The following is a 23,336-nucleotide window of genomic DNA, read 5'->3' as shown; positions in this document are numbered from 1 at the left end:
GCGGCCTTTGGTTAACCTTAAGTTACAAACCTCCGATTCGATCTGCGTTATACAAGTGGCCTAGTGCTATCTCTGCAGAACAACAAGAATCCATGGAGGTGCCCCGTGAAGCGTGTGCTCTACCCGGCCATCGCATTGATGAACAGGCTGAGCTTCGGGCAGAAGTTCAGCCTCATCAGCATCCTGTTCTTCCTGCCCATGCTGGCCACCAGCTTTTATCTGGTGCGCGACGCCTATCAGCAGTTTCAGGCTACCCGCGCTGAATTGCAGGGCATAGCTCCGCTGGCTGACAGCCTGAACCTTCGCGCCGACCTTGAGGCGCTGGGCAACCTGTTGCAGATCAATGCCGTGCTTGGCCAGTCGGGCCAGGGCGGGGATCTGGAGGCGCGCATCGCTGCCTTGCAGGACAAGGTCCAGGCGCAGTTGCACACGCTGCAAGGGGATGAGGCAGTACCTGAAGACAAACTCGAAGAACTGGCCGGGGCATTTGCCAGCGCCCGTGCAGAATCGTCGCTGCAGAACAAGGCTGCGCTGTTCGACAAGCTGCTGGCCCAGGCTCAGATGCTGGGCAAGCAGGTGGTGAGCCAATCCGGCCTGAGCCAGGACAGCCAGGCTTCGGTGCGTCAGTTGAGTGAGCTGCTTGGGGTCGCCACCGCGCAGGTCAGCCAGGCGCTGGGCGAAGGCCGGGCCATGGGCGCCATTGCGTTGGGGAGGGGGTTCATCGATTCTTCTGGCAGCGCCCGTTTCGAAGACCTGCTGCAACGCCTTGACCGCCTGGCAGCCGACTATGCCTTGCGCCTGGATGATGCCCTTGCCACGGACCGTGGGGCCAAGGCCGGCCTGGCGGAGGCTGCACATACCAGCCAGGCGACAGTCAGGCAGGCCGCATCGCTGTTCGAAGAGCAAGTGGTGGTGGCGGAAACCCTCGATACACCCTGGCCGGTGTTCTATCAGCAGGTCAGCGAACTGATGGCGCCGACCTATCGGCTGAATGACGCTGTGCTGGCGCATCTGCAAGAACAGTTGCAACAGCGCCTGGCCGAGCAGCGCTTGCGCATGCTCGTCCTGGGCACGTCGCTGGCCGCTGTATTCGTGTTGATCCTGTACTTGTATGGCGGTTTCTATGTGTCGACCCGGGCCACCTTGCGCCGCCTGGGCGGTGCCATGGATAAAGTGGCTGCGGGTGACATGACGATCAGCTTCCAGGCACACAGCCGCGATGAACTGGGCAAGTTGGGCCAAGGTTTCAGCGAAACGGTACACCGCATCCGCGGCCTGATCGACCAGGTCGGGCGTACCGTGGTGGCAGTCGAAGCGCAGGCCGGGCAGGTGCTGACGGTGTCGGCGCGGAGCAACCAGGCGGTCAGTGGCCAGCGTGAACAGATCGAGCAGGTGGCCACGGCGATGAACCAGATGAGCGCCACCGCGCAGGAAGTGGCACGCAGTGCCGCGCTGGCGGCGAACGGCGCGCAACAGGTCAACCTGGAAAGCGCCAATGGCCGCAGCCTGGTGGCCAGCCAGCAAGACAGCATCGGCCGCCTCGCCGAAGAAATCGACCAGACCGTGCTGGCAATCAATCGGCTGGCCGACGACAGCCAGGCGATTGGCCAGGTGCTGGAGGTGATTCGCAGCATTGCCGAGCAGACCAACCTGCTGGCATTGAATGCGGCCATCGAAGCCGCCCGGGCCGGTGAGCAGGGGCGTGGGTTTGCCGTGGTGGCCGATGAAGTGCGTACCCTTGCCCGGCGTACCCAGGACTCCACCGCGCAGATCGCGCAGATGATCCAGCGCCTGCGCGATGGCGTGGAGCACGCGGTGCGGGCGATGGGCAGCAGCCATCAGATGGCGGCGGGCACTGTCGACGAAGCGCGCCAGGTGCAGCAGGCGCTGGGCAATATCCTCGCGGCAGTGGGAGGGATCGTCGAGCAGAACCAACAGATTGCCGCAGCGGTAGAGCAGCAGACGGCGGTGGCCCATGACATCGATCGCAACATCGTCGCGATCAACCGGGCCGCCCAGGACACCACCCAAGGGGCTTGCCAGGCCGAGGATGCCAGCCGGGTGCTTTCGACGCAGGTGGTGGAGTTGAAACGCCTGATCGGGGCCTTCAGAGTCTAAGGCCGGCCTTGTGTTGCCTGTAGTGGCCTCTTCGCGGGTGAACCCGCTCCCACAGGTACGGCGCAGGCCATTGTGGGAGCGGGTTCACCCGCGAAGAGGCCGCTACTGCCAGCCGAACAGCTCACAGGCATTGCGGCTGCTGGCTTCAGCCAGTACGCCAGTCTCGATGCCCATCAGTTCAGCCAGTGCCTGGGCAATCTCCGGCAGATGCTCCGGGCTGTTGCGCTGGCCGGCAAACATCGCCGGCGCCATGTCCGGCGAATCGGTCTCCAGCACGATGCTTTCCAGCGGCAGGCGCGCCAGGGTCTTGCGCAGGCGTAGCGCCTGCGGCCAGGTCGCGGCGCCACCCAGGCCAAGCCGGAAGCCCAGCTTGATGTACTCGCGCGCCTCTTCGTAACTACCGGCAAAGGCATGGATCACCCCCGCCCGCAGCGGCTTGTAACGCTTGAGCGTGGCAATCACCTGGGCGTGGCTGCGGCGCACATGCAACAGGGCGGGTAGCTCAAAGTCGCAAGCCATCTGCAGCTGCGCTTCGAACAGCGCCTGCTGGCGTTGCTTGTCCAGCTCTTCGAGGTAGTAGTCCAGGCCGAACTCGCCGACCGCGCACAGCCGTGGGTCGCCCTGCAGGCGTGCCAGCCATTCGCGCAGCTGCGTCAGATGCTCCGGCCGGTGCTGCTCCAGGTAGATCGGGTGCAGCCCCAGTGCCGCATGTACGCAGCCTTCGGCACAGGCCAGGTCCCATACTCGCTGGAAATTCGCCTGATACACCCCCAGCACCACCATACGCTCCACCCCGCGCGCCGCCGCGTTGGCCAGCAGGTGCTGGCGATCGGCGTCGAAATCAGGGAAGTCCAGGTGGGTGTGGGTGTCGATCAGGCGCATGATCAGGCCGCAGTGATGCGCTGCTTGAACGTGCGGCCAATGGCGTGCACGCCAGGCTCGTAGCGCTTTTCCTCGATCGCGGCCAGGGCCAGTTCCAGCGCAGTGGCGGCAATCAGGCCGTGCTGCTGGGCCATGGCATTGACCGGCAACGGCAGGAAGTCGAGCAACTGGTTGTCACCGAAGGTGCCCAGCTGCAGCTGGCGCGAATCGGCCGGGCGCGCCTGCAAGGTATCGAACACTCCTTGCAGCAGCACATAGGAGGTAGTCACCAGGGCATCCGGCAGGCCGCCTTGTTCGTCGATCAGTTGCTGCATCAGGCGTTGGCCACATTCGCGGCTGAAGGACTCGCCCTGATAGCGGCGGACCACGCCGTCGAAACCTTGCATGGCTTCGTCGAAGCCGCCAGCGCGGGCCTGGCTTACCGACAGCTCCGGGCGTGCACCGATCAGTGCGATGCTGCGCGGGGCTGTAGCCAGCAGGCTGTCGGCCAGCTGACGGCTGGCATCGCGGTCATCGCTGATCACCGAACAGAAGTGTGCCGGGTTCAGGCGCCGGTCGATGGCGATCACAGGCAGGCCCTTGTCCTGCAACTCACGGTAGCTGTCGTCCTCAGGCGGCAGGCAGCTGGCGACAAACAGGGCATCGCAACGGCGGGCGCGGAACAGCTGCTGCAGCTGGCGCTCGCTGTCGGGCTGGTCGTCGCTGCTGGCGATCAACAACTGATACCCACGGGCGCGTGCGCCCTGCTCGAGCTGTTTGGCGATGCGGGCATAGCTGGGGTTCTCCAGATCCGGGAGAATGAAACCCAAGGTGCGGGTGTGCCGGCTGCGCAGGCCGGCTGCTTGCGGGTTGGGGGTGAAGTCATGGGCCTCGACCACCGCGCGCACCCGCTCGACAGTGCTGGTACTGATGCGCTGCTGTTCGGCCTTGCCGTTGATGACATAACTGGCAGTGGTCACTGACACACCGGCCAGACGGGCGATATCGCTGAGTTTCACCGATTTTTCCTTGTTATTACCGGGACTGGCTACGGAACCAGGACCGGGTAGTTTGACCCGGGTTGGTCGCGATGCGCAGGCGACCATTGTCGCAATTGTCCGACAGGATGGGGCTTTTTCCTCGGAAGATTATCGAGTAACGTGGCCGCTTGGTCAGATTAAACGTTTCAGCTATTAATTTTTCTGCCTCGGCTGCCGCGCTTGCAAGGCTGTCGAACTGGCTGATTCTGTGAATATCACAACAATACCTCAGTACCCGGCATCAAAACCAAGCTGGGGCTGCAAAAGGAGAAGGTCATGCTCGAGCTCGCCATAGGGCAGATAGCCATGGGCCAGAAGGCCGCCGACAAGGCCGAGGCATTGCGCCTGCTGGCGGATCAGCTGGTAGCCGACGGCCTGGTTGCCGAAGGTTATCTCGAAGGCCTGCAGGCGCGCGAAGCGCAAGGCTCGACGTACCTTGGCCAGGGTATCGCCATCCCTCACGGCACCCCGCAGACCCGCGAACTGGTGTTCGCCACGGGCGTGCGCCTGCTGCAGTTCCCCGAAGGTGTGGACTGGGGCGATGGGCAGAAGGTCTACCTGGCTATCGGCATCGCCGCCCGTTCCGATGAACACTTGCGCCTGCTGCAGTTGCTGACCCGCGCGCTCGGCGAGACCGACCTGGCCGAGGCATTGCGCCGGGCCAGCTCTGCCGAGGCGTTGCTCAAGCTGCTGCAAGGCGCGCCACAGGAACTGGCGCTGGACGCGCAACTGGTGGGCCTGAACCTGCCTGCTGAAGACTTCGATGAGCTGGCCTGGCGCGGTGCCCGCCTGCTGCAGCGCGCCGGTTGTGTCGACAGCGGCTTCGCTGCTGTGCTGCAACAGGCCGAACCACTGCCCTTGGGCGAGGGCCTGTGGTGGTTGCACAGCGAGCGCCAGGTGCGACAGCCTGGCCTGGCCTTCATCACTGCGCAGCAGCCACTGCGTTATCGCGACCAGCCGCTCAATGGTCTGTTCTGCCTGGCCAGCCTTGGTGCCGCCCACCAGGCGCTGCTCGAGCGCCTGTGCGAAGTGCTGATCGAAGGCCGCGGGCAAACGCTCTACCAGGCCACCAGCAGCCGTGCGGTGCTTGAGGTGCTGGGCGGTCAGGCGCCGGCTGACTGGCCCAGTGCGCGGATCGTGCTGGCCAACCCGCACGGCCTGCATGCCCGCCCTGCGAAGGTCCTGGCGCAACTGGCCAAGGGCTTCGAGGGTGAAATCCGTGTGCGCGTGCTCGACAGTGCGCAGCCAGCGGTGTCGATCAAGAGCCTGAGCAAGCTGCTGAGCCTCGGCGCCCGGCGTGGCCAGGAACTTGAGCTGAGCGCTGAACCGTCGATTGCCGGCGATGCCTTGCCCGTACTGCTGGCAGCCATCGAACAAGGCCTGGGCGAAGAGGTCGAGCCGCTGGTGCAAACCACCACAGCCAGTGCTGCCAGCGCGGCCGTGGTACTTCAGGCGCCCGCTGCGGGCAGCCGGATCCAGGGCGTCAGTGCATCCCCGGGTATTGCCAGTGGGCCGGCGCATGTGTGCGTCGAGCGGGTCATCGATTATCCGCTACGCGGTGAGTCGCCGGCCAAGGAGCGCCTGAAGCTGCGTGACGCGTTGGCGGCCGTGCATGGCGAATTGCAGGTGCTGGTGCAGCGCAGCGACAAGTCGATTGGCGAGATCTTCGTCACTCACCAGGAAATGCTCGCTGACCCAGCCTTGAGCGACGATGCCGAGGCACGCCTGGCCCACGGCGAAAGTGCGGCGGCGGCGTGGATGGCGGTGATCGAAGCGGCTGCCCGTCAGCAGGAAGCGCTGCACGATGCCTTGCTGGCCGAGCGTGCTGCCGACCTGCGCGACATTGGCCGCCGGGTGCTGGCCCAGTTGTGCGGCGTGGCGGCCCAGGCCGAACCGGAGCAGCCCTACGTGTTGGTCATGGGCGAGGTCGGCCCCTCCGATGTCGCCCGCCTGGACCCGGCCCGTGTCGCTGGTATCGTCACGGCCCACGGCGGCGCCACGGCGCACAGTGCGATCGTCGCCCGGGCATTGGGCATCCCGGCCGTGGTTGGCGCAGGCGCGGCGATCCTGCTGCTCGATTCCGGCACGCCGCTGCTGCTCGACGGCCAGCGCGGCCTGGTCAGCGTTGCACCGCCAGCCGACGAGCTGCAACGCGCGTTGGCCGAGCGCGACCAGCGCGAACAACGCCTTCAAGCTGCCTGGGCCAGGCGCCATGAGCCGGCGGTGACCCGCGATGGCCATGCCGTCGAAGTCTTCGCCAACATTGGCGAGAGCAGCGGTATCGACAAGGTGGTGGAGCAGGGCGCCGAAGGGGTTGGCCTGCTGCGCACCGAGCTGATCTTCATGGCCCACTCGCAGGCACCGGACGTGGCTACCCAGGAAGCGGAGTACCGCCGTGTGCTCGACGGCCTCGGTGGCAGGCCATTGGTGGTGCGCACCCTCGATGTGGGCGGCGACAAGCCGTTGCCGTACTGGCCGATAGCCGCCGAGGAAAACCCGTTCCTCGGCGTGCGCGGTGTGCGCCTGACCCTGCAACGCCCGCAGATCATGGAAGAGCAGTTGCGCGCCTTGCTGCGGGCCGCCGATCAGCGGCCCCTGCGCATCATGTTCCCCATGGTCGGGCAGATTCACGAGTGGCGTGAGGCGCGTGCCATGGTCGAGCGCCTGCGCCAGGAAATCCCGGTCGCCGACCTGCAGGTCGGGATCATGGTCGAGGTGCCGTCCGCTGCATTGCTGGCGGCGCAGCTGGCCCGTGAAGTGGACTTCTTCAGCATCGGCACCAACGACCTGACCCAGTACACCCTGGCCATCGACCGTGGCCACCCGAGCTTGTCTGCCCAGGCCGACGGCTTGCACCCGGCGGTGCTGAGCCTGATCGACATGACCGTGCGTGCCGCCCACGCCGAGGGCAAATGGGTCGGCGTCTGTGGCGAACTGGCCGCAGACCCGCAGGCAGTGGCCGTACTGCTGGGCCTGGATGTGGACGAGCTGAGCGTGGCGGCCCGCAGCGTTGCCGAAGTCAAAGCCCTGGTGCGCCAGGCTGATCACCAAACGGCCCGCGCCCTGGCGCGCGAGGCCTTGCAACAGGACAGCGCCGCAGCGGTTCGCGCGCTGGTGGAGCGTTACTGAATGGCCAAGATCCTTACCCTGACCCTGAACCCGGCGCTGGACATCACCGTCAGCCTCGACGCCTTGCGCCCAGGGCACGTCAACCGCGCCCACGACCAGCAAAGTCACGCCGCGGGCAAAGGCCTGAACGTGGCCCAGGTGCTGGCCGACCTGGGCCATAGCGTTACTGTCGGGGGCTTTCTCGGCCGCGACAACCTGCAGCCGTTCGAAGCGCTGATCGCCCGGCGCGGTTTTGCCGACTGCTTCGTGCGAGTGGCCGGCGAAACCCGCAGCAACCTCAAGCTGGTCGAGGCCGATGGCCGGGTCACCGATGTCAACGGCCTGGGGCCGGAGGTCGACGAAGCCGGGCGCGCCGAACTGCTGCAGCGCCTGGCACAGGTGGCGCCCGGGCACGACGCGGTGGTCGTGGCCGGCAGCCTGCCGCGAGGGATCAGCCCTGAGTGGTTCCGCCAGTTGCTTGAGCAGTTGCAGGCGCAGGGGCTGAAAGTGGCCCTCGACAGCAGTGGTGACGCGTTGCGTGCTGGCTTGCAGAGTGCCCCCTGGCTGGTCAAACCCAATACCGAAGAGCTAGGTGAAGTGCTGGGCCTGGCCGTGCAGACCGCCGCCGAGCAGCGCGCCGCTGCCGAGCAGCTGCTGGCCGGCGGTATCGAACATGTGGTGGTTTCGGCGGGCGAACAGGGCGTCAGTTGGTTTGCTGCCGGCCTGGCGCTGCAGGCGCGGCCGCCGCAAGTGCGGGTTGCCAGCACCGTGGGGGCCGGTGATTCGCTGGTCGCCGGCATGGTCCATGGCCTGCTGGCGGCGGAAAGCCCGCAACAGACCTTGCGCCGCGCCACGGCCATCGCAGCACAGGCCGTGACTCAGGTTGGCTTCGGCATCTGTGACCGCGAGCAGCTCGCGCACCTGGAAACCGCTGTGCAACTGACAGAACAACAAGAGGGTTGCCGATGAACATCGCCATTGTCACCGCCTGCCCCAACGGCCAGGTGTCCAGCGTGCTCAGTGCCCGCCTGCTGGCGGCTGCCGCCCAGCGCCGCGGCTGGAGCACCAGTGTTGAAGTGCAGGATGCCGAGCATCCCGAGCGCCAGCTGACCCCTGCGCAGATCGCCGAGGCCGACTGGGTACTGGTGGTCAGCACCGGCCCGGTGGACCTTGCTCGTTTCGCCGGCAAGCGCCTGTACCAGAGCACCCCGGCGCAGGCCTTGGCCGACCGTGAGGGCTTCCTCGACGAGGCGCAGGCCAAGGCCGAAGTGCTGGCTGTGCAAGCGACCAGTGCGGCGCCTTCAACCGCTGTGCGCATTGTTGCGGTCACCGCCTGCCCGACCGGCGTGGCGCATACCTTCATGGCTGCAGAAGCCTTGCAACAGGCGGCGCAGCAGCTGGGCCATGAACTCACTGTCGAAACCCAGGGCTCGGTTGGTGCTCGCAATCCGCTGTCGGCCCAGGCCATTGCCGATGCCGATGTGGTGCTGCTGGCTGCTGACATCGAGGTGCCGACAGCACGCTTTGCCGGCAAGCGTATCTACCGTTGTGGTACCGGTATCGCCCTCAAGCAGGCACGCGCGACCCTGGAGAAGGCCTTGGCCGAGGCCAAGGTCGAAAGTGCTGCGGACGCTGCCTCTGCAACGCCCGCCAAGGCTGAAAAGGCCGGCGTCTACAAGCATTTGCTGACCGGTGTTTCGTTCATGCTGCCAATGGTGGTGGCCGGCGGCTTGCTGATCGCCCTGTCGTTTGTCTTCGGCATCGAAGCCTACAAGCAGCCTGGCACCTTGCCGGCCGCGCTGATGCAGATCGGCGGCGAGGCTGCGTTCAAGCTGATGGTGCCGCTGCTCGCGGGGTACATCGCCTGGTCCATCGCCGACCGCCCGGGCCTGGCGCCGGGGATGATCGGTGGCCTGCTGGCCAGTACCTTGGGTGCTGGCTTCATTGGCGGTATCGTCGCCGGTTTTCTCGCAGGCTACAGCGCCAAGGCCATCGCCCGCTGGGCACGTCTGCCAAGCAGCCTGGATGCGCTCAAGCCGATCCTGATCATCCCGCTGCTGGCCAGCCTGTTCACCGGCCTGGTGATGATCTACGTGGTCGGCCAGCCGGTGGCGGCAATGCTCGAAGGGCTGACGCATTTCCTCGACAGCATGGGCACCACCAACGCCATCCTGCTCGGGCTGCTGTTGGGCGGGATGATGTGCGTCGACCTCGGCGGGCCGATCAACAAGGCGGCCTATGCCTTCTCGGTGGGGCTGCTGGCATCTTCCAGCTATGCGCCGATGGCGGCGACCATGGCCGCCGGCATGGTGCCGCCGATCGGCCTGGGCATCGCCACCTTCCTGGCCCGGCGCAAGTTTGCCCAGAGCGAGCGTGAAGCGGGCAAGGCGGCACTGGCGCTGGGGTTGTGCTTCATCTCCGAAGGGGCCATCCCGTTTGCGGCGAAGGACCCATTGCGGGTGATCCCGGCGAGCATTGCCGGTGGCGCCTTGACCGGCGCGCTGTCGATGTACTTCGGCTGCAAGCTGATGGCGCCGCATGGCGGGCTGTTCGTCTTGCTGATCCCCAATGCGATCAACCATGCACTGTTGTATCTGTTGGCAATCGTGGCGGGCAGCCTGGTGACGGCGGTGGTGTATGCCGTGATCAAGAAGAGCGAGCGGGTGGAGTTGGCCGTTGCGCCAGTGAAGGGTTGAAGCCTTTTGTTGGTATTGCTGGCCCTTTCGCGGCTAAAGCCGCTCCTACAGGGATAGTACGGTCCCTGTAGGAGCGGCTTTAGCCGCGAAAGGGCCAGTACAGGCTAACGCGGATGTTTTTGCCGCAACGGCACCAACAGGTCGCCCAGGCCGTTATGGTCGACCTCATGCATCAACGCCAGCAACCCACCCAGCTCACCCGCCGGAAACCCTTTGCGGGCGAACCAGGCCAGGTAATCACCCGGCAGGTCGGCAATGATCCGCCCCTGATATTTGCCAAAGGGCATGGTGCGGGTCACCAGCAGTTCGAGCATTTCCGGTTTCATCGACGAAGCCTGGGCAGTGAATGAGCGCCGACCATACTGCAATCTGCACGAGCCCCCAAGCGGCAATCATGCATAACGCCGATATATAGCTTTGCTGTGGATGTCATAACTGTTTGTTTTTAAAGGATTTAATTTAATCGCGTGGCTTGGCACGAAGGCTGCTCCGGTATATGTGACTACCACCTGCCAAGGAGTTTGTGCCATGAGCAATCCCAACAAAGACGTGATCGACGTACTTAACGACCTGGTCGAGTACAGCAAGGATGGCGAAAAAGGCTTCAAAGCTTCGGCCGATGACGTGAAAAACTCCGATTTGAAGGCGTTTTTCGTACAGCGTGCCGGCGAATGCGCCACCGCTGCCAGCGAGTTGCAAAGCGAAGTGCGCCGCCTGGGCGGTGACCCGGAGACGTCCACCAGTATCAGCGGTGACCTGCACCGTGGCTGGGTAAACCTCAAGTCGATGGTCACCGGCAAGGATGAAGAAGCGGTGCTCAATGAGGTGGAGCGCGGCGAAGATCATGCCCTCAAGGCCTACAAGGAAGCACGCGAGAAACTGGTCAAGCTGGGCCGCATGGCCAGCGATCCGAGCTATGCCCTGGTGGAGAAACAATTGCAGGGCGTGCAGCGTAACCACGATCAGGTCAAGGCACTGCGCAACGCCGCCCGCGCCCGTTCCTAGTTGGTTGGTCCCTCTACCCGGTTACGGCCATTGGCTTTGGCCCGGTAGAGCGCCTCATCCGCGGCGCCCAGCACCTGTGCAAGGTCTTGCTGGGTGCCGGGGATGTAGACGCTGACCCCAACGCTCACCGTGACTGAGTGGGCATCGTCTGCGAATGGCGCGAGGGCCTCGACCTGAGCGCGAATACGCTCGGCCAGCAACAGAGCGCCGCTGAGTTCCGTTTCCGGCAAGATCACCTGAAATTCTTCACCGCCATAGCGTGCCGCCAGATCCGCCGGACGGCGGATGCACAGCTCCAGCGTGCTGGCCACCTCGCGCAAGGCGTGGTCGCCACCGGCGTGTCCATGGCGCTGGTTGAAGGCCTTGAAATGATCCACATCCACCATCAGTACCGCCAACGGTTGGCGGTTACGTTGGGCGCGTGACCATTCCAGCCGCAGCACCTGGTCCAAGCGGCGGCGGTTGGCAAGGCCGGTCAGGCTGTCGGTCGCGGCAAGCGTCGCCAGGCCCTGTTCTGCCTCGTGGCGGCGGCGCAATTCCCGGCCCAGCAGCAGGGTCAGCCAGAGAATCCCGATACACAACACCCCCGTGGCGACGCTGACCAGAATCGCCGTGCGCCGCCATGACTGGAACACCTCGTCGGCGGAATGCACCACCAGCACGATCAGCGGCAGGTCGGCGACCTGGGCGAAGGTGTACATGCGCTGGGAAGGGGCGCTGCCAGAGCGCGCGGTGAAGCTCCCGCTGTGCTCGTTGAGGATGCGCTTGAAGTTGGGGCGCTCGCCGTAATAGGTGCCGATTGCCGGATCCTGTGGGCGTGCAGGTTCCCGTGCGAGTAGCTGCCCGCCGGTGTTGAACAGGTTGATGCTGCTTTCAGCGCCGATATCCAGACGGCGGAACAACTCACTGAAATACGACAGGCGCAGGGCGCCGGCGGCCAGCCCGGCAAATTCGCCCTGCGGGCCGTTGATGCGCCGGCTGAAACTGATGCACCAGTCCATGTCGCCCAGCTTGGCCTTGAAAGGCGGGCCCACCAGTAAACCGAGGTTGGCGTCATGCAGGTGTGCCTGGAAAACCCCGGTATCGCCAAAGTTGGCCTTGCGAGGCACGGCGCTGTTGGAGTCGCCGACCACATTGCCTTGTTTGTCCAGCCACAGCACATCACCGCGCTTGCGGTCGACAAAGGCTTCATTGAATAGAAGGCGCTGGCGCAATGGGCCGGAGATCTCTGGCAGCTCCTTGCGGCTGACGGCCCAGATCAGGCCTTTCAACGACTGGTCGTAGAGTTCGACATTACGCAGGATGTCGCTTTCGATCAGCTGGACGATGTTGTTCGCGGAGCGGATGGCCGATTGCTCGACACTGTCGCGCTCGCGGGCCAGCAGGTAGCTGACGATGGCCACGATGGCGAGCACGGCAAGGCAGCTGCTCAGGTTGAGGATCAGCTCGGGGTGCGACCTGTAGATTGCGAAACGCGGAGATCGAGTGGGCATGCGCGCTACTGCTGAGGCAGGGCCATTTGCGGCGGGCGCCATTTTAGGGAAGCGTGGATTGTCGGACAACAATTGTCCGACGGAATCGTGTCTGGTTTTCGCGGGCAAGCCCGCGAACGAGGGCTATGCCCTCGCCAGCGGTCTCAGATCAGAAGATGTTCAGTGGGTAATCGACGATCACCCGCACTTCATCGTTGTCGCTGTTGCTGTCGATCGATGCATAACCCTGGCTACCACGGTGAGTGGCATAGCGCAGTTGCACCGCCAGATCCTTCAGGTCGCCTTCCTGGAATACATATTTCACGTCCAGGTCCCGCTCCCAGTGCATGGCGTTCTTGCCATCGGCGCGGTAGTAGTCGTAATGGCTGGTGTCCTGGGTGGCCTTGGTCAGGTCCGCTTCACCGCGCGAATACGACAGCGAAGTGCTCAGGCCCGGGATGCCGACACCGGCGAAGTTGTAGTCGTACTGCAGCTTCCACGAACGCTCGTTCGGGGCGTTGAAGTCCGAGTACATGCGCGAGTTGTCCAGGTAAACGCTGTCGCCCAGATTGATGTAGTCGAACGGCGTGTTGCCGTTGACCCGCTGGTAGGCGGCGGTGACGCTGTGGTAACCGGCATTGACCGTGAAGTGCACGCTGTAGGTGTTGTTGTCGATCTTGCCCAGCAGCGACTGGCCGGTGTCTTGGGTGTGATAGAAGTGCACGCCCGGGTTGAGGCTGACCAGGTCGTTGACCACGTAGGTGTAGTCGAAGTCAGCGTAGTACTGGTTCCAGACGTCCTTCAGCTCGGCCGCGTACAGGTTGGTGGTGATGTGCTCGGTGCCGCTCCACGACGCGCCGGCCCAGTTAAGGTGCTTGCTGGTCTGGCCGTCCATGTCGCCGTAGTAGGTGTCGATACGACGGTGGCCGCTCTGGTTGTACGGGTGGGTGAAGCTGACCTGGCCGCCTTCGAGCAACAGGCCGTCGACGCTGTGGTTGGTCAGGCTCACACCGCGGAAGGTCTGCGGCAGCATGCGGGTTTCGCCGCCGGCGATCACCGGGTTGGTGATGAACAGGTCACCGGCTTTCAATTCAGTGTCGAATGCCTTGAGCTTGACCGCTGCACCGGCAGTGGAGAACGAGTGCGGGGCGGCCCCCAGTTCACCGTTGTCCTTGATGTGCTCGGGCAGGATGCTGGTGCCGGCATGGCCGCCACCGCCGTCGAGCTTCAGGCCCAGCATGGCGTGGGCGTCGAGGCCGAAGCCGACTACGCCCGGTGTGTAGCCGGACTCGAAACGGGCCACCGCGCCCTGGCCCCACTCGCGGGTGTCGCGCACGCCGGCGTTGTGGTTGTCGCGGTTGAAGTAGGCATTACGAAAGTGCAGGTTGAAGGACGAACCTTCGATGAAGCCATCAGCCTTGTCTTCATCTGCCTGGGCGGCGAAAGGGATCGTTGCAGTCAACGCAATGAACAGCGGGGTAAAACGAAACGCGGAAGGCACCGGTGTTAGCTCCTTTAGTCTGACGGTGGGGCAGTTTTTATTTTTGAATGTGCGTCTTTTTATAGGGGTACGTTACGGCGGGGCTGATAGTTAGAGCACATAAAAAAAGCCGCTGATTGGCAGCGGCTTTAAAAGGCTAACATATCGGCACCCACGGTGCCCATGGCGTAGCCAAGGGAAAACTGGAGCAGGTACGACGCGCGATCAGCTATCGGCATTGGCGTCGCTGGAAACTTTCGAAGCTGTCTGTTCTGCGTCTTTGCTGGCGTCGGCCTTGTGTGCCAGGGCTTCGCGGGAGTCTTGGTGAACAGCGGCAAGTTCTGCAGTGCGAGCTACGAAAGCCGGGGATTCTTCGGCCATGGCCAGGGGCGACAACAACAGGGAAGACAGAACGAAAACGCTGGCAATACCCATACTGTTGGACATGTTTAAATCTACCTTCTTGCGGTGCAAGTGCTATGAGGACGAGGGCAAAGTTAGTCGTTAACGTGCCGCGGAAACAGCGTCTTTAGCGATAAGCACTGTTGCGCAAAAAGTAATGATCGCTGAAAAGGCAATTCGACTTTGGCCGGAAAGTACCGAGCTAGAAACCTTGCGCGGTCATAGTAGGGGCGCCCCGGCAAGGCCGCTCCTACAGGGGGCCTATGCAGGCTTCAGAAGGGGCAATCGGATGCCAAAGGTATTGGCGCCGGCCGCGCTGCGCACAAAAACGTCACCACCATGCATCAGCGCGATCGCCTTGACGATCGCCAGGCCCAACCCATGGTTGCCGCCACCACTGTTGCTGCGCGCCGCATCCACCCGGTAGAAGCGCTCGAACAACAGCGGCAGGTGCGCATCCTCGATGGCCGGCCCTGGGTTGCTTACGGCAATGCAGACCTGTTCCGGCCCAGCCTCTATCTGTACCTCGATCACCTGGTTCGGCGCCGTGTGCTGGACGGCGTTGTTCAGCAGGTTGATCAAGGCCCGGCGCAACTGGGCCTTTTCGATGGGCGCCTGGGCATCACCGCTGACGGTGACGCTGACCTGGGCGTCTTCGAGGATGTAGTCCAGGTAATCGAGGGTGGTGGCCACTTCCTCGGCCAGAGAGGCCTGGGTCAGGGCGGTGGCCTTGCTGCCCTGGTCGGCGCTGGCGAGGAACAGCATGTCGTTGATGATGCTGCGCAGGCGCTCCAGCTCTTCGAGGTTCGATTGCAGCACTTCGAAGTAATGCTCGGCGCTGCGCCCACGGGTGAGGGCGACCTGGGTCTGGCCAATCAGGTTGGTCAATGGCGAGCGCAGTTCGTGGGCGACGTCGGCGTTGAACGCTTCCAGCCGTGAATAGGCCTGGCTGACCCGGTCCAGCGCGGCGTTGAAGGCGCCGGCGAACTGCGCCAGTTCCGGCGCCAGGTCCGCTGTCTGCAGGCGCCCGTCCAGGCGTGGTGGCGCCAGCGCCTGGGCCTCGACGGACAGCGCCAGCAGCGGCCGCAGGCCAATGCGCGCCACCCAGTAGCCAAGAATCGAAGCCAGCAGCACACCGAGCACAGCCAGGCCGACAATGGCCACCAGCAAGCTGTGCTGGGCTTGCCAGAAGGTTTCGGTGTCGATGCCGATCAAAAAGCGCAGCGGCGGGCGCTCGCCCAGCGCCGGCAGTTCGCTGACCAGCACCTTGTAGGGGTAGAGGCGGTCAGGCAGGCGCAGGTCGCGCATGCCTTGCGGGCCTTCGCCAAAAGCGCGGACCAGTTCGCTGGGGTGGCCGTATTCGTAGGCCGGGTTGCTGCTGACCACCCAGAAACGGATGCGCTTGTCTTCCTCGCTGAGCAGGTTGAGCTTGTTGTTGATCTTGGCCCAGTGCTCGGGTGTGCCGAAGCGGTTGAGGGTGGACTCGAGCACGCTGAAGCGCGCATCCAGTTCCGCTGCCGGCAGCAGGTCGAGGCTGCGGTCGACCTGGCGATACAGCGCCGAACCGATCAGCACGAACACCCCCAGCGCCACCAGGATGAACAGCGTCGACAGGCGCAGGGCGATGGAGTTAAGCGGCACGGTTTTCCAGGACATAGCCCATGCCTCGGATGGTGTGCAGCAACTTGTTGTCGAACGGCCCGTCGAGCTTGGCGCGCAGTCGCTTGATGGCCACTTCGACGACATTGGCGTCGCTGTCGAAGTTGATGTCCCAGACCAGCTCCGCGATAGCAGTCTTGGAGAGGATTTCGCCCTGGCGCCGGGCCAGCACGCTGAGCAGCGAGAATTCCTTGGCGGTCAGTTCCAGGCGCTGGCCGGCGCGGCTGGCCTTGCGCGCCATCAGGTCGATCCACAGGTCGCCGACCTGGATCTGCAACGGCTCGTGGCTGCTGCTGCGCCGGGTCAGGGCCTGCAGCCGGGCGACCAGCTCGAGGAACGAGAAGGGTTTGCCCAGGTAGTCGTCGGCGCCTTCGCGCAGGCCGTGGATGCGGTCTTCGACGCGCTCGCGGGCGGTGAGCATGATCACCGGCGTCTGCTTGCGCGCACGCAGTGCACGCAGCACGCCGTAGCCGTCCAGGCCCGGCAGCATCACATCGAGCACGATCACTGCATAGTCGCCTTCCAGGGCCAGGTGCAGGCCGTCGATGCCGTCACGCGCAAGGTCGACGGTGAAGCCCTGCTCGGTCAGGCCGCGATGCAGGTAGTCGGCGGTTTTTTCTTCGTCTTCGATGATCAGCACACGCATGGTCTTGTCCTAGCTGGCACTTGGCGCCGCCGCTGGGGCGGCCTGGCGGCGGTGGAAAAGGCGCTCCAGGGCCAAGTATATGACCGGGGTGGTGAACAGCGTCAGCGCCTGGCTTACCAGCAGCCCGCCAACCACCGCGATGCCCAGCGGCTGGCGCAGTTCGGCGCCGGCACCAAAGCCGAACATCAGCGGCACCGCGCCGAGCAGGGCGGCGAGGGTGGTCATGATGATCGGCCGGAAACGCGTCAGGCACGCCTGGTGAATCGCCTGCTCGGGTGTCATGCCATGGTGGCGCTGGGCTTCCAGGGCGAAGTCGATGAGCAGGATGCCGTTCTTTTTGACGATACCGATCAGCAGCACCACGCCGATCAGGCCCATGATGCTGAAGTCCTGGCCCATGGCCCAGAGCAGTATCAACGCACCCAGGCCGGCCGAGGGCAGGGTGGAGATGATGGTCAGTGGGTGGACGAAGCTCTCGTAGAGCACGCCGAGGATGATGTACACCGCCACCAGCGCGGCGAGGATCAGCCACGGTTGGCTCGAAAGCGAACTCTGGAAGGCCTGGGCCGCGCCCTGGAAGTTGCCGCTGATCGAGTCCGGCATGCCCAGTTCGCGCTGGGTGCGTTCGAGGATCTTCACCGCATCGCCCAGGGCCACGCCGGGGGCCAGGTTGAACGAAAGGTTGGCTGCCGGGAACAGGCCGTCATGGCTGATCGACAGTGGCCCGGTGCTCGGTGCGGCGACATGCGCCAGGGCCGACAGTGGCACCATCTCGTTGGTCAGTGGCGAGCGCAGGTAGAAGAAGTTCAGGCTCTCGGCCTTGCCGCGCTGCCTGGCGTCCAGTTCGAGGATCACCTTGTACTGGTTGGTCTCGGTCTGGAACTCGCTGATCTGCCGCTGGCCGAAGGCATCGTACAGCGCCTGGTCGACGTCGGTGGTGGTCAAGCCGAAACGTGCCGCAGCCTGGCGGTCGATGTCGATGCGGGTGACGCTGGCGCCCAGTTGCAAGTCGTTGGACAGGTCGCGCAATACCGGGTTTTCCCGCAGGCGGTCGGTCAGGCGTTGGGTCCACAGGTTCAGGGCCACGCCGTCGTTGCTCTTGAGCACATACTGGTACTGGGTGCGTGACGGGCCGGAGCTGAGGTTGATGTCCTGGCCGGCCCGCATGTACAGGACGATGCCCGGCACCTGGGCCAGCTTCGGCCGCAGGCGGTCGATCAGCTCGCTGGCCGACACGTCGCGATCCCCACGAGGCTTGAGGGCGATCCAGAAGCGGCCATTGGCGATGGTCTGGTTGCTGCCGGTGACCCCCACAGAATGGGAGTAGGCCTGCACCGCCGGGTCGTCGCCGATGATCTTTGCCAGCGCCAGGTGCTTCTCGACCATCGAGGGGTATGACACATCCGCGGCCGCCTCGGTGGTGCCGAGGATGAAGCCGGTGTCCTGCAGCGGGAAGAAGCCTTTGGGGATGCCGACATAACCGGCGACGGCCAGGGCCAGGGTCACGCCGAACACGCCCAGGGTCAGGCGTTGGTGGGCAAGCGCACGATCCAGGCCTTTTTCGTACCACTTCACCAGGCGCTCGCCAAACCCGCCGTGTTGCTCGCCGGGCGGGCGGCGCATGAACAAGGCACACAAGGTGGGGGCCAGGGTCAGCGACACCATCACCGAAATCAGGATGGTCGAAGTGGCAGTCAGGGCGAACTCCTTGAACAGCCGGCCGACCACACCGCCCATGAACAGCAGCGGGATGAACGCTGCGATCAGCGAGAAACTGATCGACACCACGGTGAAACCGATCTCGCCTGCGCCCTTGAGCGCTGCCGTGCGGCTGTCGTCGCCGGCCTCCAGGTGGCGGTGGATGTTCTCGACCACGACGATGGCGTCGTCCACCACGAAGCCCACCGAGATGACGATGGCCACCAGCGTGAGGTTGTTGAGGCTGAAGCCCAGCACATACATCAGGGCGCAACTGGCGATCAGCGACACACCGAGCACGCTGGATACCACCAGGGTCGCCGACCACTGGCGCAGGAACAGCGCCATCACCCCGATCACCAGGGCCACCGCGATCATCAGGGTCAGTTCCACCTCGTGCAAAGAGGCGCGGATGGTCTGGGTACGGTCCTGCAATACTGACACTTCGATCGACGCCGGAAGCATTTCCTGCAGCTTGGGCAGGGCAGCCATCACCCGGTCGACGGTGTCGACGATATTTGCGCCGGGCTGGCGGAACACGACCAGGTTGAGCCCCGGCTGGTCGCCGGACCAGGCCTTGACGTAGGCGTTTTCGGCGCCGTTGATCACCTTGGCCACGTCCTGCAGGTGCACCGGTGCACCGTTGCGGTAGGAAACGATGAGTTTGGCGTAGTCCTCGGGGTGGAACAGCTGGTCGTTGGCGGCGATGGTCGAGACGCTGTGCTCGCCGTACAGTGCGCCCTTGGCCAGGTTGAGGCTGGTCTGCTGGATGGCCAGGCGCACATCGGCAAGGGTCAGGCCGATGGCGGCGAGTTTTTCGGGTTGGGCCTGCACGCGAATGGCCGGGCGCAGCTGGCCGGTGATGTTGATCAGGCCGACCCCTTCGATCTGGCTGAGCTGGCGCGCCAGCAGGGTTTCGGCGTAGTCGCTGAGGTCATTGCCGGGCATCTGCGCGGAGCTGACGGTGAGTACCAGTACCGGGCTGTCGGCCGGGTTTACCTTGCGCCAGGTCGGCGGGTTGGGCAGGTCCTGGGGCAAGCGGGCGGTGGCGGTGTTGATCGCCGCCTGGACTTCCTGGGCGGCGGTGTCGATGTTCTTGTCGAGGGTGAACTGCAGGATCAGGGTGGTCGAGCCCAGCGCGCTGCTGCTGGTCATCTGGGTCATGCCGGGGATGGCGCTGAACTGCACCTCCAGTGGCGTGGCCACTGAAGACGCCATTGTTTCCGGGCTGGCACCGGGCAGCTGGGTGGTGACCTGAATGGTCGGGAAGTCCGCTTCAGGCAGCGGTGCCACTGGCAACCGCGGGAAGGCGATGGCGCCGAGCAGCACCAGGGCGAACGTCAGCAGCAGGGTGGCGATCGGGTGGTCGATGCACCACGCCGAAATACCGTTGCGGGTAGTCATGGCTGGCTCCTGCGGTCAGCCATTTGCGCCGGTGGCGGTACGTCCGGGGTGACCTCGACCCGCGAGCCGGGCTTGAGACGCGACTGGCCGTCGAGCACCAGGCGCTCGCCCGGCTTTACCCCGGCGATGATGTTCAGGCCGCTGTCCTGGTAGAGCACCTTGACCGGCACGCTGGTGACCTTGTCACCGTCCAGGCGGTAGACAAAGTGCCCGTCGATGCCACGCTGCACCACTGGCGGTGGCACCACCAGGGCGTTCTCATCGACCGCAGTGCGCAGGCGGATGGTGACCAGTTGCCCCGGCCACAGGCGGCCGTCCTTGTTGTCGAATTCGGCCTTGACCCGCACCGTGCCGGTGTTGGCCGAGATCTGGTTGTCGATCAGTGCCAGGTGGCCTTCGCCGAGCAGGTTGCGTTCGCCGTCGGCGTCCATGTAGGCCTGCACCAGCGCAGGGGTTGGCGCCTTGAGCAAGCCCTGCAGGGTTGGCAGCATCTGTTGCGGCAGGGCGAATTCGACGGCGATCGGATCAATTTGGGTGACGCTGAACAGGCCTTGGGTATCGCTGCTGCGCACCAGGTTGCCGGGGTCGACATTGCGGATGCCGACGCGCCCGGTCACTGGCGAGCGGATCTGCGTGTACGACAGTTGCACCTCAGCATTGGCGATGGCCGCCTGGTTGCCCTTGACCGTGGCCTGCAGCTGGTTGACCAGCGCCTGTTGCTGGTCGAGGGTCTGCTTGGACACGCCATCGTCAGTGCTCAGCAGGCGGTAACGCTTGAGGTCGACGCCGGCCACCTGGATCTGCGCCTGGCTCTGGCCGAGCTGGGCACGGGCCTGGTCGAGGCTGGCGCGGATCGCCCGGTCATCCAGGGTGGCGAGCAGGTCGCCTTCTTTCACCCACTGGCCCTCCTTGACCAGCACCTGGGTCAGCACCCCCTCGACCTGTGGCCGGACTTCGACGCTGTGCAGCGACAGCACCGAGCCGATGGCGCTGGTGTAGCGCGGCACGTCCTGCTGGGCGACGCTGACCACGCGCACCGGAATCGCCGCTTGTGCGTGCGGCGTGGTGGCCTGCTGACGCTGGCCATACCAGACGCCCAGGGCCACCAGGGCGAGCAGCGCCAACGCGGCGAGAAGTACGGAACGGGAAGGACGTCGCATCGGCGCGGGCACCTTGGCCAAGGGGGGGAAACGGAGGTTTGTATTGAAGCTTATAGCGCTGTGACCGGGTCGGCAGCGTGACAGCTGGCTGACAGCGGTGACAGGTTGGGGTTGGGACTGGGGGGCTGGCTGGAGGTTGTTGTGGGCATTGGGGCCTGTCTTGATTTTTGTGGTGATGCGGAAATCGAGCGCCGCCCGCGCGGCGCATCGCGGATAAATCCGCTCCTACATTTGTTGCAACGTGCCGAACCTGTAACGCCATGGTTGCCAGCCTTGGCGCATGTCTTGAGTCTTGCAAACAAGGCAGGCAACCATGGCCTGACAGGCATGGCCACGTTGCAACAAATGTAGGAGCGGATTTATCCGCGATGCGCCGCGCGGGCGGCGCTCGATCTCACAGGCGCTGAAGATGTTGTGGCAGGCATCTGGTAGCCCTGATGCCATCCAACCCAATGGCCAAGCCTGCTTACCTAAAACCCGATAAATGCGTAGTAGACCGGCGCCTCGGCAGTGGTTTGCAATCCCAGCGCCTGCAAGTCATCCACCAGCTCAGGCTGCTCCACGTGCAACGTCCACCGGGTCCCGGTCTCAGCTGGCTGCTGCGTCAGCGCCCCGACAAAGGCCGCCATCTCAGGCAGATAAGCGGTAAACCCATTGCCCTTGAGCGCGCTGGTGGTCATCCCCAACGCCTCGCAGATGGCCACCTTGGCCGCGATATCATCGCGATCCGCCTGCCGTGAAGCCTGCACCAGCGCCAGTAACGCCGGGTCCACCGGCAGTGCGCCATGGATCAGCTCGGGCCCTTGCTCCCAGGCTTCGGGCGGGCAGTCCTTGTTCTCCGGGCGCAGCGGAATATGCGGGTTGATCTCTACCGGATAGATGCGGCAGACCAGCGGTCGGCTTTCATAGATGGTGCACAGGTCGTTGTCGTCGAGGTTGCGACAGCGCCCCGGGTTGAACGCGGCAAAGGTCACCGAAACGCGTGCTTCGCTGCTGCCACAAGGCACCGGAAAAGAGCGGCGTAACACATGTTCGCGCTGCTCCACAGCCATGCCTGGCCCATCGGTTACGAAGGCTTCGATCAGCACGATCACCTGGCCACCGGCCGTCGCCCACTGCCGTGCCTCGTTCAAGGTCAGTGGCACGTGGTGGCCGGTGCAGCACTTGCCACAACCGGTACAGGCAAAACGCAGGCTGTCGTTCACTTCGCGTCAGGGTTCCATTCGCTGATGTAGGCCTGCTGCTGCTTGCGGTCGTACAGGCAGAGCTCGGTGCCGCTGCGTTGCTGCATGTGCTTCTGCGGGTAAACCCCTTCGATCAGCAACGCACTGATACCGACCCGGTCATCGAATTCCGCTGGTTTGCCACGGGCGTGGGCATCTTTGAACTGGCTGGCCTTCAGGCAGGCCTTGAGCATCTGCTGGCGCTGCTCGTTCCAGGCCTGGTTGCTGGAGGCCTGGGCGACACCGCTGAACAGGGCGCAGGCGATCAGGAGAGAGCTGAAATACTTCATACGCGGTTCCGGCAAATCATCCGAGGGGCGCGAATTATGCCCGAGTCATCCCTGGCAGCACGCCAGGGAGTTTGTCGCTGAATATAACAACACGTGCTTCAGCGTTCGGCAAACACCACGGTCCGCGCCGCCGTCACCAGGCAGTCGGTCAGGTCGGGCGAGGAGAATTTGGTGAGGATCGCATTGGCCCCGGCAAGCTTTGCCTTCTCGCTGCTCATGGCGCTGTCCAGCGAGGTGTGCAGCAGGACGTAGAGGTGCTGGAAGTCCGGTGTCTCACGCAGGGTGCGGGTGAAGGCATAGCCGTCCATCTCGGACATTTCGATGTCCGATACGATGATGTTGATCTCCTGCGCGGTGCCCTGCAGTTCCAGCAGCACGTTGATCGCATCCTTGGCGCTGCGTGCGGTGTGGCAGTCGATGCCGAGGTTGCGCAGGGTGTGCACCGATTGCTGCAGCGCAACCTGGCTGTCGTCGACCACCAGGATGTTGGCGGCGGCCAGCAGGCTGGCGTCTTCCTCGCTCAGCTCGCCTGGTTGTGGCTCCGGCTCAGGCGGGGCGATGCCGTGGATGACCTTTTCGATGTCCAGCACCTGCACCAGGGTGTTGTCGACCCGGGTCACGCCGGTGATGAACGAACGGTTGCCCGAGCCGAACGGCGGCGGCTTGATGTCGGTGCTCAGGCAGTGGACGATGCGGCTCACCGCCTGCACGTGCAGGCCCTGGCGCGAGCGGCTGATCTCGGTGACGATCAGGCAGCCGCCGTCCGGGTCCGCCAGCGGGCGTTCGCCGATGGCACGGGACAGGTCGATCACCGACAGCGAGTTGCCGCGCAAGGTCGCCACGCCTTTCACGTGCGGGTGCGATTCGGGCAGCTTGGTCAGCGGCGGACAGGGGATGATCTCGCTGACCTTGAGCAGGTTGATTGCCATCAGCTTGCCGCTGCGCAGGGTGAACAGCAGCAGCGACAGCGAGTCCGCGCGGGCATTTTGCGTGGCCATGGTGACCTTCGTGGGGAAACAGGGGATGCCGGGTTATCGGCTTGATCTGGCTGCGCTTTAGTGCCCGCATCAACGT

At 64.4% G+C, this 23,336-nt stretch carries 18 protein-coding genes and 1 pseudogene; 6 read left to right on the top strand and 13 right to left on the bottom strand.

What is annotated here, in order from left to right:
• Positions 1-138 precede the first annotated feature (138 nt).
• Both APH27_RS27270 and APH27_RS27265 read left to right on the top strand, forming a co-directional pair.
• A pseudogene (locus tag APH27_RS27270) lies at positions 139-1,260 on the top strand (HAMP domain-containing protein); the annotation flags it as partial.
• A gap of 144 nt (positions 1,261-1,404) precedes the next feature.
• Positions 1,405-2,118, top strand: a complete 714-nt coding sequence (locus APH27_RS27265) for a methyl-accepting chemotaxis protein (protein ID WP_371262733.1) — start codon at positions 1,405-1,407, stop codon at positions 2,116-2,118.
• A 102-nt stretch (positions 2,119-2,220) separates the two neighbouring features.
• On the opposite strand, the gene APH27_RS24175 is transcribed toward APH27_RS27265, so the two are convergent.
• Together APH27_RS24175 and cra are read right to left on the bottom strand one after the other, a co-directional pair.
• Positions 2,221-3,000, bottom strand: coding sequence for a TatD family hydrolase (locus APH27_RS24175; protein WP_060486093.1), 780 nt, complete (start codon positions 2,998-3,000; stop codon positions 2,221-2,223).
• Between the two features lie 2 nt (positions 3,001-3,002).
• On the bottom strand, positions 3,003-3,998 hold the full coding sequence (gene cra, locus APH27_RS24170) for a catabolite repressor/activator (protein ID WP_027918359.1): 996 nt from the start codon (positions 3,996-3,998) through the stop codon (positions 3,003-3,005).
• A gap of 297 nt (positions 3,999-4,295) precedes the next feature.
• Here cra and ptsP point away from each other — a divergent pair, with 297 nt between their 5' ends.
• From ptsP to APH27_RS24155, 3 genes are read left to right on the top strand one after another with little or no spacing between them, the layout of a single operon-like run.
• A complete protein-coding gene (gene ptsP / locus APH27_RS24165; protein WP_060486092.1) occupies positions 4,296-7,148 on the top strand; it encodes a phosphoenolpyruvate--protein phosphotransferase in 2,853 nt (950 codons plus the stop codon).
• A complete protein-coding gene (gene pfkB / locus APH27_RS24160) occupies positions 7,149-8,096 on the top strand; it encodes a 1-phosphofructokinase (protein WP_060486091.1) in 948 nt (315 codons plus the stop codon).
• Complete coding sequence (locus tag APH27_RS24155) at positions 8,093-9,823, top strand: PTS fructose-like transporter subunit IIB (RefSeq protein ID WP_060486090.1); 1,731 nt, start codon at positions 8,093-8,095, stop codon at positions 9,821-9,823. Before pfkB ends, APH27_RS24155 begins: the two co-directional genes overlap by 4 nt.
• Before the next feature lie 104 nt (positions 9,824-9,927).
• Here APH27_RS24155 and APH27_RS24150 read toward each other — a convergent pair whose 3' ends face one another.
• Positions 9,928-10,149 (bottom strand): DUF3820 family protein, encoded by a 222-nt coding sequence (locus APH27_RS24150; protein ID WP_060486089.1) that lies wholly within the window; start codon positions 10,147-10,149, stop codon positions 9,928-9,930.
• A 202-nt stretch (positions 10,150-10,351) separates the two neighbouring features.
• Here APH27_RS24150 and APH27_RS24145 point away from each other — a divergent pair, with 202 nt between their 5' ends.
• Positions 10,352-10,828 (top strand): PA2169 family four-helix-bundle protein, encoded by a 477-nt coding sequence (locus APH27_RS24145; protein WP_027918364.1) that lies wholly within the window; start codon positions 10,352-10,354, stop codon positions 10,826-10,828.
• Here the strand turns inward: APH27_RS24145 and APH27_RS24140 are convergent.
• The 10 genes from APH27_RS24140 to APH27_RS24095 form a co-directional block, all read right to left on the bottom strand.
• Positions 10,825-12,321, bottom strand: a complete 1,497-nt coding sequence (locus APH27_RS24140; protein ID WP_060486088.1) for a sensor domain-containing diguanylate cyclase — start codon at positions 12,319-12,321, stop codon at positions 10,825-10,827. The genes APH27_RS24145 and APH27_RS24140 overlap by 4 nt on opposite strands.
• Before the next feature lie 148 nt (positions 12,322-12,469).
• Positions 12,470-13,801, bottom strand: a complete 1,332-nt coding sequence (locus tag APH27_RS24135) for an OprD family porin (RefSeq protein WP_060486087.1) — start codon at positions 13,799-13,801, stop codon at positions 12,470-12,472.
• Positions 13,802-14,005: 204 nt separating this feature from the next.
• Positions 14,006-14,227, bottom strand: coding sequence for a hypothetical protein (locus tag APH27_RS24130; RefSeq protein ID WP_027918367.1), 222 nt, complete (start codon positions 14,225-14,227; stop codon positions 14,006-14,008).
• Positions 14,228-14,443: 216 nt separating this feature from the next.
• Positions 14,444-15,838 carry a heavy metal sensor histidine kinase gene (locus APH27_RS24125; RefSeq protein WP_027918368.1) on the bottom strand — a complete coding sequence of 465 codons (1,395 nt, stop codon included), beginning with the start codon at positions 15,836-15,838 and terminating at the stop codon, positions 14,444-14,446.
• Complete coding sequence (locus APH27_RS24120; RefSeq protein WP_027918369.1) at positions 15,813-16,487, bottom strand: heavy metal response regulator transcription factor; 675 nt, start codon at positions 16,485-16,487, stop codon at positions 15,813-15,815. Before APH27_RS24120 ends, APH27_RS24125 begins: the two co-directional genes overlap by 26 nt.
• 9 nt (positions 16,488-16,496) lie before the next feature.
• On the bottom strand, positions 16,497-19,589 hold the full coding sequence (locus APH27_RS24115; RefSeq protein ID WP_027918370.1) for a multidrug efflux RND transporter permease subunit: 3,093 nt from the start codon (positions 19,587-19,589) through the stop codon (positions 16,497-16,499).
• Positions 19,586-20,749 carry an efflux RND transporter periplasmic adaptor subunit gene (locus tag APH27_RS24110; protein WP_027918371.1) on the bottom strand — a complete coding sequence of 388 codons (1,164 nt, stop codon included), beginning with the start codon at positions 20,747-20,749 and terminating at the stop codon, positions 19,586-19,588. The genes APH27_RS24115 and APH27_RS24110 overlap by 4 nt, the downstream gene beginning before the upstream one ends.
• A gap of 470 nt (positions 20,750-21,219) precedes the next feature.
• Entirely contained in the window at positions 21,220-21,954 is a 735-nt protein-coding gene (locus tag APH27_RS24105) for a YkgJ family cysteine cluster protein (protein WP_060486086.1), read from the bottom strand.
• Complete coding sequence (locus APH27_RS24100) at positions 21,951-22,262, bottom strand: hypothetical protein (RefSeq protein WP_060486085.1); 312 nt, start codon at positions 22,260-22,262, stop codon at positions 21,951-21,953. The genes APH27_RS24105 and APH27_RS24100 overlap by 4 nt, the downstream gene beginning before the upstream one ends.
• 98 nt (positions 22,263-22,360) lie before the next feature.
• The gene (locus APH27_RS24095) at positions 22,361-23,260 is read right to left on the bottom strand and encodes a chemotaxis protein (protein ID WP_027920318.1); all 900 of its coding nucleotides are present in this window, start codon (positions 23,258-23,260) and stop codon (positions 22,361-22,363) included.
• Positions 23,261-23,336 lie beyond the last annotated feature (76 nt).

Source organism: Pseudomonas sp. NBRC 111123 (assembly GCF_001320205.1).
In the GTDB taxonomy this organism is placed as follows: domain Bacteria; phylum Pseudomonadota; class Gammaproteobacteria; order Pseudomonadales; family Pseudomonadaceae; genus Aquipseudomonas; species Aquipseudomonas putida_J.
The sequence above is the reverse complement of the archived record's forward strand: the minus strand, read 5'-3'. Positions and strand labels throughout refer to the sequence as shown.

Coding starts and splice junctions, on each gene's coding strand:
- APH27_RS27265 (WP_371262733.1), top strand. CDS start 1,405: ATGAACCAGATGAGCGCCACCGCGCAGGAAGTGGCACGCAGTGCCGCG.
- APH27_RS24175 (WP_060486093.1), bottom strand. CDS start 3,000: ATGCGCCTGATCGACACCCACACCCACCTGGACTTCCCTGATTTCGAC.
- ptsP (WP_060486092.1), top strand. CDS start 4,296: ATGCTCGAGCTCGCCATAGGGCAGATAGCCATGGGCCAGAAGGCCGCC.
- pfkB (WP_060486091.1), top strand. CDS start 7,149: ATGGCCAAGATCCTTACCCTGACCCTGAACCCGGCGCTGGACATCACC.
- APH27_RS24155 (WP_060486090.1), top strand. CDS start 8,093: ATGAACATCGCCATTGTCACCGCCTGCCCCAACGGCCAGGTGTCCAGC.
- APH27_RS24150 (WP_060486089.1), bottom strand. CDS start 10,149: ATGAAACCGGAAATGCTCGAACTGCTGGTGACCCGCACCATGCCCTTT.
- APH27_RS24145 (WP_027918364.1), top strand. CDS start 10,352: ATGAGCAATCCCAACAAAGACGTGATCGACGTACTTAACGACCTGGTC.
- APH27_RS24140 (WP_060486088.1), bottom strand. CDS start 12,321: ATGCCCACTCGATCTCCGCGTTTCGCAATCTACAGGTCGCACCCCGAG.
- APH27_RS24130 (WP_027918367.1), bottom strand. CDS start 14,227: ATGTCCAACAGTATGGGTATTGCCAGCGTTTTCGTTCTGTCTTCCCTG.
- APH27_RS24125 (WP_027918368.1), bottom strand. CDS start 15,838: ATGTCCTGGAAAACCGTGCCGCTTAACTCCATCGCCCTGCGCCTGTCG.
- APH27_RS24120 (WP_027918369.1), bottom strand. CDS start 16,487: ATGCGTGTGCTGATCATCGAAGACGAAGAAAAAACCGCCGACTACCTG.
- APH27_RS24115 (WP_027918370.1), bottom strand. CDS start 19,589: ATGACTACCCGCAACGGTATTTCGGCGTGGTGCATCGACCACCCGATC.
- APH27_RS24110 (WP_027918371.1), bottom strand. CDS start 20,749: ATGCGACGTCCTTCCCGTTCCGTACTTCTCGCCGCGTTGGCGCTGCTC.
- APH27_RS24100 (WP_060486085.1), bottom strand. CDS start 22,262: ATGAAGTATTTCAGCTCTCTCCTGATCGCCTGCGCCCTGTTCAGCGGT.
- APH27_RS24095 (WP_027920318.1), bottom strand. CDS start 23,260: ATGGCCACGCAAAATGCCCGCGCGGACTCGCTGTCGCTGCTGCTGTTC.